This window comes from Baaleninema sp., assembly GCF_049974805.1.
Taxonomy (GTDB): Bacteria; Cyanobacteriota; Cyanobacteriia; order Cyanobacteriales; family Geitlerinemataceae; genus Baaleninema.
Genome location: NZ_JBNGCO010000001.1, coordinates 112,120 through 129,167, shown reverse-complemented (window position 1 = coordinate 129,167; position 17,048 = coordinate 112,120). Strand labels below are relative to the sequence as shown.

At 54.7% G+C, this 17,048-nt stretch carries 11 protein-coding genes; 7 read left to right on the top strand and 4 right to left on the bottom strand.

Annotated elements, in window-relative coordinates; genetic code table 11:
• Positions 1-10: 10 nt before the first annotated feature.
• From ACP5D4_RS00515 to ACP5D4_RS00500, 4 genes are all read left to right on the top strand, one after another.
• Positions 11-2,638: a DNA translocase FtsK gene (locus ACP5D4_RS00515; protein ID WP_428009650.1), complete on the top strand. Its 2,628-nt coding sequence runs from the start codon at positions 11-13 to the stop codon at positions 2,636-2,638.
• A gap of 122 nt (positions 2,639-2,760) precedes the next feature.
• The gene (locus ACP5D4_RS00510) at positions 2,761-5,052 is read left to right on the top strand and encodes an ATP-binding protein (protein WP_428009649.1); all 2,292 of its coding nucleotides are present in this window, start codon (positions 2,761-2,763) and stop codon (positions 5,050-5,052) included.
• 22 nt (positions 5,053-5,074) lie between these two features.
• Positions 5,075-5,503: a response regulator gene (locus ACP5D4_RS00505; RefSeq protein WP_428009648.1), complete on the top strand. Its 429-nt coding sequence runs from the start codon at positions 5,075-5,077 to the stop codon at positions 5,501-5,503.
• A 246-nt stretch (positions 5,504-5,749) separates the two neighbouring features.
• Positions 5,750-8,056: an EAL domain-containing protein gene (locus ACP5D4_RS00500; RefSeq protein ID WP_428009647.1), complete on the top strand. Its 2,307-nt coding sequence runs from the start codon at positions 5,750-5,752 to the stop codon at positions 8,054-8,056.
• Between the two features lie 16 nt (positions 8,057-8,072).
• Here the strand turns inward: ACP5D4_RS00500 and clpX are convergent, their stop codons facing one another.
• The 3 genes from clpX to tig all read right to left on the bottom strand — a co-directional run bounded on the left by clpX (position 8,073) and on the right by tig (position 11,783).
• Positions 8,073-9,401 (bottom strand): ATP-dependent protease ATP-binding subunit ClpX, encoded by a 1,329-nt coding sequence (clpX, locus tag ACP5D4_RS00495; RefSeq protein WP_428009646.1) that lies wholly within the window; start codon positions 9,399-9,401, stop codon positions 8,073-8,075.
• A 160-nt stretch (positions 9,402-9,561) separates the two neighbouring features.
• Positions 9,562-10,194 (bottom strand): ATP-dependent Clp endopeptidase proteolytic subunit ClpP, encoded by a 633-nt coding sequence (clpP, locus tag ACP5D4_RS00490; protein WP_428009674.1) that lies wholly within the window; start codon positions 10,192-10,194, stop codon positions 9,562-9,564.
• Positions 10,195-10,382: 188 nt separating this feature from the next.
• The gene (tig, locus tag ACP5D4_RS00485) at positions 10,383-11,783 is read right to left on the bottom strand and encodes a trigger factor (protein ID WP_428009645.1); all 1,401 of its coding nucleotides are present in this window, start codon (positions 11,781-11,783) and stop codon (positions 10,383-10,385) included.
• A gap of 553 nt (positions 11,784-12,336) precedes the next feature.
• Between tig and ACP5D4_RS00480 the strand changes: the two genes are divergently transcribed.
• The 3 genes from ACP5D4_RS00480 to ACP5D4_RS00470 all read left to right on the top strand — a co-directional run bounded on the left by ACP5D4_RS00480 (position 12,337) and on the right by ACP5D4_RS00470 (position 16,425).
• On the top strand, positions 12,337-13,392 hold the full coding sequence (locus ACP5D4_RS00480; protein WP_428009644.1) for an aspartate-semialdehyde dehydrogenase: 1,056 nt from the start codon (positions 12,337-12,339) through the stop codon (positions 13,390-13,392).
• Positions 13,393-13,400: 8 nt separating this feature from the next.
• Complete coding sequence (gene dapA, locus ACP5D4_RS00475) at positions 13,401-14,288, top strand: 4-hydroxy-tetrahydrodipicolinate synthase (protein ID WP_428009643.1); 888 nt, start codon at positions 13,401-13,403, stop codon at positions 14,286-14,288.
• Between the two features lie 304 nt (positions 14,289-14,592).
• Positions 14,593-16,425 (top strand): ribonuclease J, encoded by a 1,833-nt coding sequence (locus tag ACP5D4_RS00470; protein ID WP_428009642.1) that lies wholly within the window; start codon positions 14,593-14,595, stop codon positions 16,423-16,425.
• A 113-nt stretch (positions 16,426-16,538) separates the two neighbouring features.
• On the opposite strand, the gene ACP5D4_RS00465 is transcribed toward ACP5D4_RS00470, so the two are convergent.
• Positions 16,539-17,027 (bottom strand): hypothetical protein, encoded by a 489-nt coding sequence (locus ACP5D4_RS00465; RefSeq protein WP_428009641.1) that lies wholly within the window; start codon positions 17,025-17,027, stop codon positions 16,539-16,541.
• Positions 17,028-17,048 lie beyond the last annotated feature (21 nt).

The following is a 17,048-nucleotide window of genomic DNA, read 5'->3' as shown; positions in this document are numbered from 1 at the left end:
AGATGTTCTCGTGTACCTCTCCCAACGGAGTGAAATTCAATCCGCCATAAAAAAACTCTCCCACTTCTCTCGTTTGTGGGTAGACACCGAGACGGCGGATTGGAACACCAAACACCCCAAACTCTCCCTCATTCAAGTCTCCGCGACTCCCGACGACACCACGGGAGAGTCGGTTTATCTGTTCGACGTTCTTCACCAACCCGAAAGCGTCGAACAGTTCGTTCGTCAAATTATGGCGAACCCCAATATCGAAAAAGTCTTCCACAACGCCAGTTACGACTTGCGATTTCTCGGGAAATCTCAATCTCAAAACGTCACCTGTACCTATCAACTGGCGCGAAAACTGGCCAAACTAGACCGCCTCAAACTCGACAGAAACGGCGGTTCGAGATTGCAGCGTCTACCGAATCTCAAACTTAAAACCCTCGCCAGAGAACTCTGTCACTTCACCGACATCGACACCGACTCCCAAAGCAGCGATTGGCGACGGCGTCCCTTAACCGCCGAACAACTGCGATATGCCAAACTCGATGTAGTGTACCTGTCCCACGTTCATCGTTCTTTGTTAGATTTGTCTTCGCCGATGTCTCCTCATTTCACCGCTACCGATGTTCGAGTCGCTTTGGAATGTCCGCGTTTGTTTTACCTCGGACATCGCTTGAACCGTAAAACCCTCTTTCTCCCCGATACGCAATACGCCGGAATTGGAAACCCGTTTCATCGGTTGGCGCATCAGTTTATTAATTTGGCGTTGGAGGATTCGCGATTTCAGGCGCTTCTGTCACCGTCAGCGGAAAATCTCAACGCTGACGATTTGGCGCAACAGATGCAACACCTGTTTTACGATCGCGTGTTTTACGACTATACCAACGCCGAAATCGCGAAAAATCCCGATTTCGTGGGGACGTTACCACAGATTTGGCTGGGTTTACAGGGGTTAATTCGTCATTACGCTGAACTTTTGATTCGCAATCGCTACCACTGTCACGGAGATTCGGTGTTGGCGGAAACCTTCATTGGAAGCGAGTTAAAGTTACACGGAACTTATCGGCTTCCCGATGGTACTCAGCAGGAAATTCGGGGACAGTTTGATAATTTAATTTACGATTTCGATGGCCAGCGGCTTCGGGTGGTGGAGTACAAAACCTATCAAGGCGCCGATCCTTCGGCGCAAGTGTTACAGGTGGGATTGTACGCTGATTTGCTACACCAGCAGAAGCAACAACCCATCGACGCGGCGGTGTATTGCGTCCTTCCGCAGTTCCAAGCCTATCGCTATGACTGGGAGGAATTGCGGAGAGTGGTTCGGAATTTCCTTCCTCAACGGTTACAGGAGATGCGGGAGTGGGTGCGCTGGGAGTTCGATTCCCCCAATCCCCCGCCGAAAACGGCGAATCGCCATTTGTGTGAAATTTGTCCGCAGCAAAAATCTTGTCAAAACGATTTCGGAGTGGAGGAGGTGAGAGACTCTGAAGTTTTGCGGGATATTTCTTCTGAAAATATATCGAAATCCCCCTCAGCGGTTTCATCTACGTCTTCAGAGAAACCCTCGTCCGAAGTAACACTGACGCCGAAACCCGAACCGACTCCCGAACCGGATGCGGATGAATGGGGAACGCGGCTTGTGGAGGTGTTTCGCGCTTTTGGTGTTGATGTTTCTTATCAGGGTTCGGCGGTGGGGCCTTCGTTTGTGCGGGTGAAGTTGAAGCCTCAGTTGGGGGTGAAGGTGTCGTCGTTGTTGAGACTGTCGAACGATTTGCAGGTGCAGTTGGGTATTGAGTCGCCGCCGATGATTTCTCCGCAGGCGGGTTTCGTGAGTGTGGATTTACCCCGCAGCGATCGACAATTTGCGTTGTTCGAGCAGTATATCCGACGGGAAAGCTTTTTGCCGACTGCGCCAGTTCGCATCGCCATTGGCGTGAATTTAGAGGGGAAACTGGTCGAGGCGGATTTGTCCGATCCCAATACTTGTCATTTTTTGGTGGGGGGAACTACGGGAAGCGGAAAAAGTGAGTTTTTACGGGCGATGTTGTTGAGTTTGATTCAGCGTCGATCGCCCCAATATTTGAAAATTGCGCTGGTCGATCCGAAGCGGGTCACGTTTCCGGAATTCGAGAAAATGCCTTGGCTGTTATCTCCTGTTGTTAAAGATAGCGATCGAGCGGTGGAATTGATGTCGGAACTGGTGGACGAGATGGAGTCTCGCTATCAAAAATTCGAGGCAAGCGGCTGTAACGATTTGCCGAAATACAATCAATATCGATTGAAAACAGGGAAAGAACCGGAGCCGCCGATTGTTTGTATTTTTGATGAATATGCTGATTTTATGGCGGATTTGGAAGTTCGGAAAACTCTCGAATATTCTATTAAACGCTTGGGCGCAATGGCACGGGCGGCGGGAATTCATTTGATTATTACCACACAACGACCGGAAGCGCAAGTGGTTACACCGATTATTCGATCGAATTTACCGGGTCGCGTGGCGTTGAGAACCTCCAGCGAAGCGGATTCTGATATTATTTTAGGGGCAAAAAAAACGCAGGCGAACAATCTTCTCGGTAAAGGCGATTTGCTGTATTCAAGAGGTTCAAAGTTTTATCGGCTTCAAAGTTTGTTTGCTCGGAAAGTTGAGTTTTAGCTTATATAATAATAGTGGCTATTTTATCTAAAATATGAATTTTTGAGTACAATTGAAGAGATTTAGCCGGGTCGCTCGAAGAATTTGAGTGACTTGAATTCGCAGGAGGAGCGATCGATCGCGTGAGTTCAACGCCCAACCCCCCACAACCCCGTTCGTATTCCGATGTCGATCTTGAAGATGTCGATCTTGAAGATAATTCACCCATCGAATATTACGATCGCGTCGGATCTCACGGCGTTCTCGTGGTCGTAGACGAAGCAAACTGGACGGTCGTACAGGTGAGTGAGGCGATCGAGTCGTTTTTCGGCGTCCCTCCCGAAGCGATGGTGGCGCAACCCCTGTCCCAACTGCTGAACGCTTCCCAAATCGAACGGCTCCAAAACGAGCTTCCCGAACTGACGCCCTACACTCCCCTCGTCCTCGATTTCGAGATTCCCAGTCCCGAGAAACCTCGCAACTACCACGCCCGCGTTCACCGCAACAGCGAGGGCTTTCTCCTGTTGGAATTCGAGCCAAACGGAACCAGCAGTCAAGGGATGAATTTTTCCCGTTTTTACCAACAGGTGCGATCGATCGTCAGCCAACTCCAACAGTCGGCCACCCTCGAAGATCTTTGTCAAACCACCGTCAACGCCGTGCGCCAGTTGACCGGGTTCGATCGCGTCATGGCCTACCAATTCGACGAAGAGGGTCACGGTTGCGTCATCGCCGAAGCCAAACACCCCGACCTCGAGTCTTACGTAGGACTCCATTTCCCCGACGCCGATACTCGTTCCTGTCGCCACCTCTTTGCGGCGAACTATCTGCGGTGGATTCCTGACGTTCGCGCCCCGGAATCCGCCCTCGTTCCGCCAACGCCCCAGGGAACGGACAAACCCCTGAATAATGGTCAATCTTGGCTGCGCGGCGTCGTTCCCTGTCACCAAGTCTATTTGGAAAATATGGGAAGTCGATCGACCTTGGTGATGTCTTTGACGAAACAAAAACGGTTGTGGGGGTTGATTTCCTGTCACCACCGAGAACCCACGCAACTGTCTCCGGAAATCCGCGACGCTTGCGAGTTTATCGCCCGCACCACCTCCATCGAACTGTCCGTTAAAGAAGACCGCAGCGCCTACGACGACCGGGTTTCGGCTCAAATCAAGCTCTCGCAACTCGTCGAAGCCATGTCGGAGGCGAAAGATTGGGTGCGGGGCGCGACGGATAACGCCAGCGTTCTGTTGGGAATCGTTAAGGCGTCGGGGGCGGCGATTTACCTTAGCGGAACCTGTCAGATGGTGGGGGATACTCCCTCTCATGAGCAGATTCGCGAGATCGTTGCTCAACTGGAGCCTCATTTTCAACAGGATTTGTTTTACAGCGATCGCCTCTCGGCTTGGATTCCCCAAGCCGAAGAGTTCCGTAACGTCGCCAGCGGGATTTTGGCGGTGGCTATTTCCCAAAACTTGGGTCATTATTTGCTCTGGTTTCGCCCCGAAACCTTACAAACCGTGCGCTGGGCGGGAAATCCCCACGATGTCGTGGAGGAAACGCGAGAGGGTGACGGAACGGTATACCTGTCCCCTCGGCGATCGTTTGCAGAATGGCGGGAGTTGGTGCGCGGAAAATCCCTTCCTTGGCGATCGAGTTCCATTGAAGCGGCCTTAGCCTTGCGAGATGCTATTTTTAAAATTGTTTTGCGTCAGGCGGAAGAATTGGCGAAACTCACGCGAGAACTGGAGCGATCGAACGCAGAATTGGAAAAATTTGCCTATGTCGCCTCTCACGACCTCCAAGAACCGCTAAACTTGGTTTCGAGTTACGTGCAACTGTTAGAGATGCGCTACGGCGATCGCCTCGACGACGACGCCAAGGAATTTATCGATTTTGCGGTGCAGGGCGTCACCCACATGCAGCGCCTGATCGAAGATTTATTAGCCTATTCGCGGGTTGGCTCTCGGGCTAAACCCTTCGCGGAAGTCTCTGTCGAAACGGTTTTAGAACGAGTGCAGATGAACCTGCGGAGTCGCATCCAAGAAACGGGAGCGCGATTTTCTTACGATGCCCTTCCGGTGGTTATGGCTGACGAAATCCAACTGACGCAGGTGTTTCAGAATTTGCTGGGAAACGCCCTCAAGTTCCGCAGCGATCGACCCTTAGAAATTCACGCCAGCGCCCAAGAGGAGAAGGACTGTTGGGTTTTTTCCCTACGCGATAACGGAATCGGTCTCGACCCGCAATTTGCCGATCGCATCTTCTCGATTTTCCAACGCCTGCACACGCGAGACGAATACCCCGGAACGGGTATCGGTTTGGCGATTTGCAAGCGGATTGTCGAGCGACATGGCGGACGGATTTGGGTCGTCTCCCAATTGGGAGAAGGGGCAACGTTTTATTTTACACTTCCAAAAAAACAAACCCCGACCGCTTGAGTTCGATTGGGACACCACCACCATGAAACGCCGAAACATTTTGCTGGTTGAAGACAATCAAGCCCACGTGCGCTTGATTCGCGAAGCCTTTCGGGAAAGCCAGCTTTTACACGAAACCATCGCCGTCAAAGACGGGATCGAGGCCATGGCCTATTTGCGTCGAGAGGGAGACTATGCCAACGTCCCGCTTCCCGATGCGATTTTACTGGATTTGAATTTACCTCGAAAAGACGGACGAGAGGTGTTAGCGGAACTCAAAAGCGACCCGACACTTCGACATATCCCGGTGTTGGTGTTGACCACTTCGGGAAACGAACAGGACGTTCGGGAAAGTTACGAGCTTCATGCCAACTGTTACATTAAGAAACCCCAAAATTTACGGCAACTGCTCTCGATCGTTGATAGAATTCAGCAATTTTGGCTCGAGACCGTAACGCTTCCCTCCGATTAACTCGAGTTAACAAATGACAAGTTGTCAGGGCAAATACTTTCTGGCTCTTTGCGATTCCGTGGTACTCAAAGCCCTTATCTGTCCGCGTTCGACGCCCGAACTTCCCCAGTAGTTAGGGTTCGGGCTGATGTTATGTATTTTTAACAAATACTAAGTTTTGTATTGTTTGAGGTGACTTTTTATACAAAGCGCGAAGTCAACTTGCATAATAGAAGGAAGACTTTAAGATACATAAACTTTTATATAATGTCCGAAAACTCTGTCACGATCTTGTTGGTCGAAGACAATCCCGCCCAGGCGAGATTGCTCCAAGAGCATCTAAAAAGCGTTCGTCACACGGCGTTCGAGTGGACGAGCGTTTCTCGTTTAGAGGGGGCGATCGAGGCGTTAAACGCCCGTCGTTTCGAGGTGATGTTGCTAGACTTGACGTTACCCGACAGTCAGGGGTTGGAGTCCCTCGATCGCATCGTGGCGGTGGCGCCGGAACTGCCCGTAGTGGTGTTGACCAACGCCGACGACGACAGCCTTGCCTTAGACGCTGTGCGTTTGGGCGCTCAGGATTACTTGGTCAAGCGCCACGTTAACAGCGAACTGCTGGCGAAATCCCTTCGCTATGCCATCGAACGCAAACAAGCCTCGGAAGCGCTGCGCCAGGCCAACAACGCCTTAGAAGAACGGGTGCGGGAACGCACCTTAGAACTGGCCCGGGCCAACGAACAGTTAAAACGAGAAATTCACGAGCGACAGGGCATCGAACAAGCCCTGATTCACGAAAAAGAACTGGCGCAAGTCACCCTGCATTCCATTGGTGACGCTGCCATTTCCACGGACGCCGAAGGGCGGGTGCAGTCTCTCAACCCCGTGGCGGAAACCCTGACGGGGTGGACGTCGGAGGCGGCGAAGGGGCAGGCTCTCGAAACGGTGCTGCGTCTGTGGGACGAAGTGACGCGCAATCCCGTGGAAAACCTGCTCGATCGTGTGTTGCGAGACGGCGCCTATCTCGATCCCTTAGACCATCGCTTGGTGGGCAGCAACGACACGCAAGAGTTTTGCGTGGAACTGTCAGCGGCGCCGATTCGCCTCCACAACGGCGAAACCCTGGGAGATATCGTCGGGGCGGTGTTGGTCTGTCGAGACGTGACCCCGGCGCGATCGCTGGCCCGCCAACTGTCTTGGCAAGCCAGCCACGACCCCCTGACGGGATTGGTCAACCGCCGGGAGTTCGAGCGTCGGTTGGAACGGGCGATCGAAGACGGACGCAGCAGCGAGGAAAGTCACGTGATGTGCTATCTCGACCTCGATCGCTTCAAAATCGTCAACGACACCTGCGGTCATTCGGCGGGGGACGAACTGCTTCGTCAAATCAGCGTCCTGTTGCACAGCAACGTCCGCAAAACTGACCTGCTGGCGAGATTGGGCGGCGACGAGTTCGGACTGTTGTTGTATCGGTGTTCCCTCAAAGAAGCGCGATCGGTGGTGGAAAAACTGATCGATCGCGTGCGGGCGTTCCGCTTCCTCTGGCAAGATAAAACCTTCACCATCGGTGTCAGCATCGGCTTAGTGGAAATCGACAACCGCGCCGAAAGCCGCGCTAAAGTGCTGAGCGCCGCCGATACCGCCATGTACGCCGCCAAAGAGGGCGGCCGCAACCGCTTCCACGTTTATCAACGGGACGATCGCGACATCGTGCGGCGTCACGGCGATATGGAATGGGTCTCGCGCATCGTCAAAGCCCTGGAAGAAGACCGTTTTTGCTTGTACGCCCAGCGCATCGCGCCGAGCGACCTCCAACGTCGATCGCGCGATCGATACGAACTGTTACTGCGGATGCAGGACGAAGACGGCAACCTCGTCTCTCCCGGCGAGTTCATGCCCGCCGCCGAAGCCTACGACTTGATGCCGGCCATCGATCGCTGGGTGGTGCGGACGCTCTTTGCCAAACTGGCGATCGCCGGAGAGTCCCCCAGCGACCTCAAACCCCTGTACATGGTGAACCTGTCCGGAGCGAGTTTCAACGACGAACAGTTTTTAGCCTTTCTGCGAGAGCAGTTTTGGCTGCACCACGTTTCCCCGGCCACCATTTGCTTCGAGATTACCGAAACCGTCGCCATTCGCAACCTCAACCAAGCGGCGCAGTTTATCTACCAACTCAAACAACTCGGCTGTTGCTTCGCCCTCGACGACTTCGGAAGCGGGATGTCATCGTTGAACTACCTGAAAAACCTACCCGTAGATTATCTGAAAATCGACGGTCACTTCATTAAAAATATCGAACACGACGTCATCGACGCCGCCACCATCGAAGCCATCAACCACATCGGCCACGTCATGGGCTTGCAGACGATCGCCGAATTCGTCGAAAACGATGCCATTCTCGAAAAAGTGAGACTGCTAGGGGTCGATTTCGTCCAAGGGTACGGCATCGACAAACCCAAACCCTTCGAGTGTCAGTATGCTACCCCTCGCAAAACGCGATCGCTAAAGTCCCCCCTTCGATCGAGTAAAAAAAGACCCGCGCTCGTGGCGCGGGCCGAACCGGCTATCGATGTGTGAGTGCTTAAGCCAACCCCTAAGCCGATTCGGGTTTCGGTAAAGAAGACGGGTGCATCAACACTTCCGAAGTCGATCGTTTCTCCACCATTTCCCGCGTAATCGTACAGCGAGTCACGTCCTTGCGGGAGGGGAGTTCGTACATAATATCGAGCATCAACTCTTCCACGATGCTGCGTAACGCCCGCGCCCCCGTCTTGCGGCGATAAGCCTCCTTAGCGATCGCCCGCAGCGCCTCCGGACGGAATTCCAACTTCACGTTGTCCATTTCCATCAACTTCTGATACTGCTTGATCAGCGCGTTGCGCGGTTGCGTCAAAATCGCCACCAGAGCTTCCTCATCTAACGGTTCCAGAACCGCTTCAATGGGAACCCGACCGATGAACTCCGGAATCAGACCGAACTTCACCAAATCTTCCGGTTCTAGGTGTTTCAGCAAATCAGAAGCTCGCTTGTCGCGGCCTTTGCCATCTCCGGGTTGAACGAAGCCGATACTTTTCTTCCCGAGGCGCTGTTCGACGATTTTTTCCAACCCGACAAACGCACCGCCGCAAACAAACAGGATGTTGCGCGTGTCGATTTGGATACAATCTTGATAGGGATGCTTGCGTCCCCCTTGGGGCGGCACGTTGGCCACCGTGCCCTCGAGCATTTTCAACAGAGCTTGCTGAACCCCTTCCCCCGAAACATCGCGGGTAATGGAAGGATTTTCGCTCTTGCGGGCGACCTTATCGAGTTCGTCAATGTAGATAATGCCCCGCTGGGCTTCTTCCACGTCCAAATCGGCCACTTGCAGCAGGCGCAGTAAGATGTTTTCCACATCTTCGCCCACGTATCCCGCTTCCGTGAGGGTTGTGGCGTCAGCCACCGCAAAAGGAACGTCGAGGATGTTCGCCAAGGTTTGCGCCAACAGGGTTTTACCGCAGCCCGTCGGTCCAATGAGTAGAATGTTCGACTTTTGAAGTTCGATATCCTCGCTGCCCTGCGCCGCTTGATTGACGCTGAGGCGCTTATAGTGGTTGTAAACTGCCACCGACAGAACCTTTTTCGCTTCGTCCTGGCCGATGGCGTGTTCGTCAAGATACCGCTTGATTTCCATCGGCTTGGGAATCTGCCCCAAAGACAGCTTCGCCGAACGCGGCCTCCGTCGTTCGGGGGGTTCCGAGCGTGGCGTCGGTTGGGGCGCGGCCGCCCCGGAATCGTACAGCTCCTCATCGAGGATTTCGTTGCACAAGTCCACGCATTCATCGCAAATGTACACGCCGGGTCCTGCGATTAACTTGCGAACCTGCTCCTGGGACTTGCCACAGAAGGAGCATTTGAGGTGGGAATCGTACTTATTCGGCATAAGCTGTCTCGTGCGAGAATTCGGCCAGGATCGGTGAGCGTGTTGTTCAAACAAAAGCGAACGTGACGTTCGGAGAAGAGCGAGACGAGACACATCGGCTGAAGGCGCTTCAGCTTATGCCCGACGGTTCGATCCGCGCCGCGTCCGTAGGGATCGAGCCTCAAGCAACAGCGAGGGCGGGTTGGGAAATGACCTGGTCGATCAAACCGTAGTCTTTCGCCTCGTCTGCCGACATGAAGAAATCCCGTTCGGTGTCCGCCTCGATGCGTTCGAGGGGTTTGCCCGTATGGTGGGCCAGCAGGCGGTTGAGGGTGTTTTTGTGGTAGAGGATTTCTTTCGCCTGAATTTCGATATCGACCGCTTGCCCTTGGGCGCCGCCGAGGGGTTGGTGAATCATGATGCGGGAATTGGGCAGGGACATCCGTTTGCCCGCCGCACCCGAGGCCAGCAAGAACGCCCCCATACTCGCCGCCAGTCCGAAGCAGATGGTGACGACATCAGGGCGAATTTGCTGCATCGTGTCGTAAATCGCCATACCAGCAGTTACGGAACCGCCGGGGGAGTTGATGTAAAGCTGAACGTCTTTTTCGGGGTCTTCGGCGTCGAGATAGAGCAGTTGGGCGACAATCGAATCGGCCACCGCGTCATCGACGGGAGTTCCGAGGAAGATAATTCGCTCTCGCAACAGTCGGGAGTAAATATCGAAGGCACGTTCGCCCATCCCCGACTGCTCGACCACCATTGGGATCGTCCCTTGGGCGCTAGAGTAAATTTGAGGGTGGGACAAACTCATCAAGTCGCGATCGAAGGGTTGGGATTTCAGCATAGACTCTCGGCTGTGATGGCGTGGGTTCGAGGGTCGGAACGGGGAACCGCCCCGAGGACACGATCGGTGTTCCTTACATTATGCCTTAGATAGTTGGCGACTGGCAGCGCCAATACACCGCTACTGCCGCCGCCGACCTCGGCATTTTCGAGGAATTACTCGGCAGATTCAGACGCTTCAGCGTCAGGATCTGCGGCGTCGGTGTCTGCCTCGGCTTCGTCCTCCTCAGATTCGGACAGAGTTCCTTCGGGGACTAATTCGATCTTAGCGCGTTCTCGCAGCCAGTCGAGGGCTTTTTGGGAAACCAATTCGTCTTCGACGAAGCTATGCAGGCGGGTTTCGTCGATGTCGCGATCGCTGAGTTGGTCGCGCACTTCCGCCATGCGGGTTTTAATCTCCTCGTCGCTGGGCTGGAGTTGCTCGACTTCGGCGATTTTTTTGAGCGCCAAGTCTTGTTTGAGTTTTTCGATCGCTTCGGGACGAGAGCGTTCGCGTAATTGCGGCAGGTTTTCCGGGGTGTAGAAGCTTTGAACGTCCAAGCCATACTGCTGTAATTGCATGGCCGTTTGCGTCAACATCACGTCAACTTCCTGTTTGACCATGGTTTCGGGCAGTTCCACCTCGACGCGATCGATCAGGGCTTCGACGATGGCTTTTTCGATGTTGGCCGTCGTTTGGCTTTCGGCTTCCTCTTTGAACTGCTTTTCGATGGACTCGCGCAACTCCTGCATGGTGTCGTAGTCACTCAGGGTTTGAGCAAAGTCATCGTCGAGTTCGGGCAGTTCTTTTTCCTTGATGTCTTTGACCGTGACCGTAAACCGCGCGTGTTCGCCAGCGAGGTCTTCATTAGGATAGTCTTCAGGGAAGGTGACATCGAAGGTTTTGGTTTCGCCGGCGTTGAGACCCACGAGGTTTTCCACGAAGCCAGCGATGAAGCGACCTTCGCTCAGTTCCACTTGGGTGTCTTCGGCCGAACCGCCGGGGAAGGGTTCGGATTCTTCGCCTTCGGGGGAAACCGTTTTTCCTTCATAATCGACGGTTAGCACGTCGCCCATTTGGGAGGGACGGCCTTCCACCGGGATGACGTTGGCGTGTTCGGAGCGTCGCTCTTCAAAGAACGCCTCGACTTTTTCCGGGTCGTAGGGGATTTCTTCGGCTTGGATTTCCAGTCCCGTGTAGTCGTTGACGTTGACTTCCGGCGGTACGTCCACCGTCGCCGAAAAGGTCAGGGTTTGGCCGGGGGTGTAGTTGGCCACGAGTTCCTCGAAGGAATTGCTCAGTTGATAGTTACCCAAAGCGTCGATCTGTTCTTGTTCGATCGCCTTTTCGAGACTCGATTGAATCATTTCTTCGAGTGCTGCCGCTTTCAGGCGATCGGCGCCCAACCGACGCACGAGAATTTGTTGGGGGACCTTGCCCTTACGAAATCCGGGGATGTTGGCCGATTGCTTGAATTTGGCCAGGGTGCGATCGTAGGTCTGTTGCGATACGTCAGAGGGGATTTCGATTTCCAGGCTGAGTTGAGACGCGGGCAGCTTTTGCTGGGTAACTTTCATGCTGTGCTTCGATGTTGGACGACTGAATTGAAACCGTTCGGTACGGACATCTCTCGCAACGGTTTTCTGTTATTGCCGTTGTGAGGCTTGCGAGTCCAATCTATCATTGTTGCATCGATCGCTGGGTTCGATCGAGCCTTTGGGTGAGGAGATGATGGGGTGAGGAGATGATGGGATGATGAGGTAAGGGGATAATTGACAATTGGAAATTTCTCCCCATCTCCCCATCTCCCCGGCTCCCCGGCTCCCCGGCGCCAGAAGCTCCGGATCGAAAGCGGCCGCTTCTGTGGTAAATTGAGTCAGCGAGAGTAAATTCGTTAGAATATTAAGGACGAATTGCATCCGTGCTGTTAAAGCGCATCCTAACCTGGTAAGATTCAAGACGCTCAGCTTGCTATTTGACTGACCTTACACAATCGTCATATCAGTTTCTAACTATCGAAGCCGTCTTCGGCGCCCTCATGGGGGTTCACCTTATAAATACCGTTAAGTCCGAACCGTTGGAAAACGTTCGACATTCGATCGCTAACAGAAGGTAGTGGAGGAAAACAACTTGCCCAAATCTTATCGAGTTGCCATCTTGGGAGCGACGGGAGCGGTAGGAACCGAACTCCTGAAACTCCTCGAAAGCCGGAACTTCCCCGTTTCGGATCTCAAACTGCTGGCCTCGTCCCGTTCGGCGGGACGCACCCTGTCGTTTAAGGGCGAATCGATTCCCGTTGAAGCTGTCGCCGACGGGTGTTTTAAAGATGTCGATCTGGTGTTGGCCTCGGCGGGAGGCTCGACCTCCCGCGCCTGGTTGCCGCAAGCCGTGGAAGCGGGAGCCGTTTGCATCGACAACTCGAGCGCCTATCGTCTCGATCCCACGGTGCCGCTGGTGGTGCCGGAAGTCAATCCCGAGGCCGCCCAAAACCATCAAGGCATCATCGCCAACCCCAACTGCACGACGATTCTGATGGCGGTGGCAATTTGGCCGCTGCATCAAGTGCAACCGATTCGCCGAATCGTCGTGGCCACGTACCAATCTGCCAGCGGTGCGGGCGCTCGGGCGATGGAAGAGTTAAAACGCCAAGCTCGGGCGATTTTAGAAGGCGATACGCCGACGCCGGAAGTGCTGCCCTATCCCTTGGCGTTCAACCTGTTTCCTCACAATTCCCCGATAGGCGATGGGGGATATTGCGAGGAAGAAATGAAGATGGTCAACGAAACGCGCAAAATTTTCGGAGCGCCCGAGTTGCGGGTGACGGCCACTTGCGTGCGCGTTCCCGTGTTGCGAGCCCACTCCGAAGCCATCAATCTGGAGTTCGATCGACCCTTCGATCGCGCTCGCGCTCGCGAGATCCTCAGCCGCGCCCCCGGCGTGAAACTCGTGGAAAACTGGCAATCGAACTACTTCCCCATGCCCATCGAAGCCACCGATGGCGATCCGGTTCTGGTGGGGCGCATCCGCCAAGACATTTCCCATGCCAACGGGCTGGAACTCTGGCTCAGCGGCGATCAAATTCGTAAGGGCGCAGCCCTCAACGCCGTACAGATCGCCGAACTGCTGGCGTCCGAGGCGCAAACCGCGCAACAGACGCCTCTGTCTTCGACAACCTCGACGAATTAGGGGGTTGCGTGGTCGATTTCGGACGAGTGATTACAGCAACGGTCGTCCCGTTTGACGAAAACGGGAACGTGAACTACGCCGTGATGGAAAAACTGGCGGTTCACCTGGCCGAACGGGGCAGCGATACGCTGCTCGTGTGCGGCACGACGGGAGAATCTCCCACCTTGACTTGGGAAGAAGAATACGAGCTGTTTCGCGTGGTGAAAAACGCAGTGTCCGGCCGCGCCAAAGTGATGGCAGGAACGGGGTCGAACTGTACCCGCGAAGCCATCGAAGCCACGAGTAAAGCCGCTGCGCTAGGGCTAGACGGTTCGTTGCAAGTGGTGCCGTACTACAACAAACCCCCTCAAGAGGGGCTGTATCGACATTTCCGCGCCATTGCCGAAGCCTGCCCGGACTTCCCCTTGATGCTGTACAACGTTCCCGGTCGCACGGGGGCCAACCTCGCCCCGGAAACGGTGGCGCGACTGGCAGAACTCTCGAACGTGGTGGCGATTAAAGAAGCCAGTGGCAGCACCGAACAAGCGGCCCAAATCCGCCGTCAGACGCCCCCGGAATTTGCCATCTACTCGGGAGACGACGCCATGACCCTGCCCCTGTTGGCGGTAGGCGGTTGCGGTGTCGTCAGCGTGGCCAGCCACCTCGTTGGCGATCGATTGCAAGAGATGATTCGCGCCTTTGAAGCCGGCCGTCATCAAGAGGCTACAGAAATTCACGTGGATTTGCTGCCGTTGTTTAAGGCGCTGTTTTTGACCACCAACCCGATTCCCGTCAAATGCGCCCTCGAGCATTGCGGTTGGAACGTGGGAACGCCGCGTTTGCCCCTGTGCGAAGCGCCGGAAGCGGTCAGTCAAGCCATCGCAGAGGTTCTCGATCGATTGGGGTTGCGAGCTTGACCCGGAATCGAAATCCTATTCGAGGCCACCTCTGTGGAAGCGTCGCCTCACCCCTGCCGTTGGGGCATCGAAACCTTCGTCGAGATTAAACGGGAGATTAAAGGAGAAAGGAGAACTGGCACGGTCGATCGCGTCGATCGCGACGTCCGAGGACACCGCAGGCCGTGCCGCCGACCTCGACAGGTTTGCCGAAATTGAATTGAAATCCAGTTCTGAAACCCGCTCCGATTCGAGCTTCACTGCGAGTTTCGATCGAAAAAATTTCTTAAGAAAACCCATTCACTAAAGGACAACAAGGACAACTATGCCTAGAACCACCAACAACACTCGTAAAGTCCGGACCAAGAAAAAACAAGCCACCTCCTCAGAGCCGACATTGCGCGTCATTCCTTTAGGAGGACTGCACGAAATCGGGAAAAACACCTGCGTGTTTGAATACGACGACGAAATGGTTCTCGTCGATGGCGGACTGGCCTTTCCCACGGACGCCATGCACGGGGTCAATATCGTACTGCCCGATATGGAGTACCTCAAGGCCAACAGCCACAAAATCAAAGGGGCGATCGTCACCCACGGTCACGAAGACCATATCGGCGGCATTCCCTACCACCTCAAACAGTTCGAGATTCCCGTCATCCACGGTCCGAGACTGGCCATGGCACTGCTCGGAGGCAAACTAGAAGAAGCCGGCGTCGCCGATCGCACCGAACTCAAAACCGTACAACCGCGCGACGTGGTGCGCCTGGGCAAACATTTTTCCTTTGAATTCATCCGCAACACCCACTCGATGGCGGACAGCTTCACCCTGGCGGTGACGACTCCCGTAGGGGTGGTTATTTTCACCGGAGACTTCAAATTCGACCATACCCCCGTTGACGGCGAACGGTTCGACATCCAAAAACTGGCCGAATACGGCGAAAAAGGCGTGTTGTGCCTGTTCAGCGACTCCACCAACGCCGAAACCCCCGGTTTTTGCCCCTCCGAACGGTCGGTGTATCCCAACTTAGACCGCGCCTTCAGCCAAGCCAAAGGGCGCATCCTGGTAACGACCTTTGCTTCCTCCGTGCATCGGGTGAACATGATTTTGGAGTTGGCGAAACAACACGATCGATACGTGGCTGTATTGGGTCGATCGATGCTCAACGTCATCGCCCACGCCCGCAACCTGGGATATGTCAAATGCGAAGACAGCCAGTTCAAATCGATTCAAGAAGCCCAAGGCTTACCGGACGATAAAGTTTTGATTCTGACCACGGGTTCCCAAGGCGAACCTTTGGCGGCCTTGAGTCGCATCGCCCGCTGCGAACACCGTCAAATTAAAATTCGCCAAGGGGATACGGTGGTGTTTTCTGCCAACCCGATTCCCGGTAACACCCTGGCCGTGGTGGATACCATCGATCGCCTGATGATGCAAGGTGCCAACGTCGTTTACGGCCGTCACCAAGGCATTCACGTTTCCGGCCACGGCTGTCAAGAAGACCACAAACTGATGTTGGCCTTGACCCGCCCCAAATTCTTCGTTCCGGTTCACGGCGAACACCGGATGCTGGTCAAACATGGTAAAACCGCTGAAAGCATGGGGATTCCCTCCGAAAACATCCTCATCGTGGATAACGGCGACGTGGTGGAACTGACCCCCGACAGCATTCGCTTGGGCGATCGCGTTCAGTCCGGTATCGAACTGGTGGACTCCTCCCACGCTGGAACCGTCCACGATCGCGTCCTCAAAGAACGCCAACAACTGGCCGAAGACGGCGTGGTGACGGTCGCCGCCACTATTGGCCTCGATGGCTCGCTGCTGACTCAACCCGATGTTTGCGTCCGGGGTGTGGCCGCCAGCGTCAACGGAGAGCGATTGAACGAAGAAACCGCTGCGACTCTCGAAGGAGTCTTGCGAAATCGTTGGTCTGACTACAGCCGCACTGAAAAGGGTAAAGTCGAAGTGGACTGGGCGGGTTTGGAATCCCACATCGAGCGGAACTTACAACGGATGCTCCGTCGCGAACTGCGCTGCGACCCGCTGTTGGTGATTTTGCTGCAAAAACCCGACACTTCGGGCGCCGTGGCGTCTTCTTCCAACGGTTCGACCCGGCCGGGACGCCGCCGCACGCGATCGACCGCTCGCGTTGCCTCGTAGAAGGGTCGTCGATGGCTCTGAAGTGGTGAAAATCCCCTCTTAAAAACTCTCGTAGGGACGTTGTATCAACGTCCCTACGTTTTTGCCGGCGTTGTTGGGTTTTGAGAAAATCTCTAAAACGCCAACGGTTCCCCTTGGCTGACGAACTCCACGGTCTGAGTTTGCAGGCGAGAATTTTGCATGAGGGTCGATCGCAAACTGCCGAAGAGGGCAAACTGTTCGCAAGTCGAGAGCGAAGTCCACTGACGGGGAGCATCTGGGGCAACGCGCAAATCTACCGTGACGATTCCCGTTTCAGCATCGCGAGAGGTGCGATATCCAGCAATGCGGAACTCGCCTCGCGCCCAGTCTTTCAAAATATGACCCACTGCCCCCTCTAGGGCATTACCTCGCGGCACTTCCACCGTTTCCGGCAACAGGGTTTCGCAGAACAAATCGGGACGGTATACCGTGAGTTCGACGGTATCTCGCGTCATCTCCGAGGCGGTTGTGGAAGAGGGTAACGAGGTGAGCGTCGGTTCGGCCAGGGCCGACCCCGAGACGCCGAAACAGAGGGCTGTCCCCGTAACGACCGATAACAGATATGATTGGATACTGTGCATGAGACGACCTCCGCAATTGAT

Bases quoted from the DNA above. Each gene is read 5' to 3' on its own strand.
- ACP5D4_RS00505 (WP_428009648.1), top strand. From the start codon at position 5,075: ATGAAACGCCGAAACATTTTGCTGGTTGAAGACAATCAAGCCCACGTG.
- ACP5D4_RS00500 (WP_428009647.1), top strand. From the start codon at position 5,750: ATGTCCGAAAACTCTGTCACGATCTTGTTGGTCGAAGACAATCCCGCC.
- clpX (WP_428009646.1), bottom strand. From the start codon at position 9,401: ATGCCGAATAAGTACGATTCCCACCTCAAATGCTCCTTCTGTGGCAAG.
- clpP (WP_428009674.1), bottom strand. From the start codon at position 10,194: ATGAGTTTGTCCCACCCTCAAATTTACTCTAGCGCCCAAGGGACGATC.
- tig (WP_428009645.1), bottom strand. From the start codon at position 11,783: ATGAAAGTTACCCAGCAAAAGCTGCCCGCGTCTCAACTCAGCCTGGAA.
- ACP5D4_RS00470 (WP_428009642.1), top strand. From the start codon at position 14,593: ATGCCTAGAACCACCAACAACACTCGTAAAGTCCGGACCAAGAAAAAA.
- ACP5D4_RS00465 (WP_428009641.1), bottom strand. From the start codon at position 17,027: ATGCACAGTATCCAATCATATCTGTTATCGGTCGTTACGGGGACAGCC.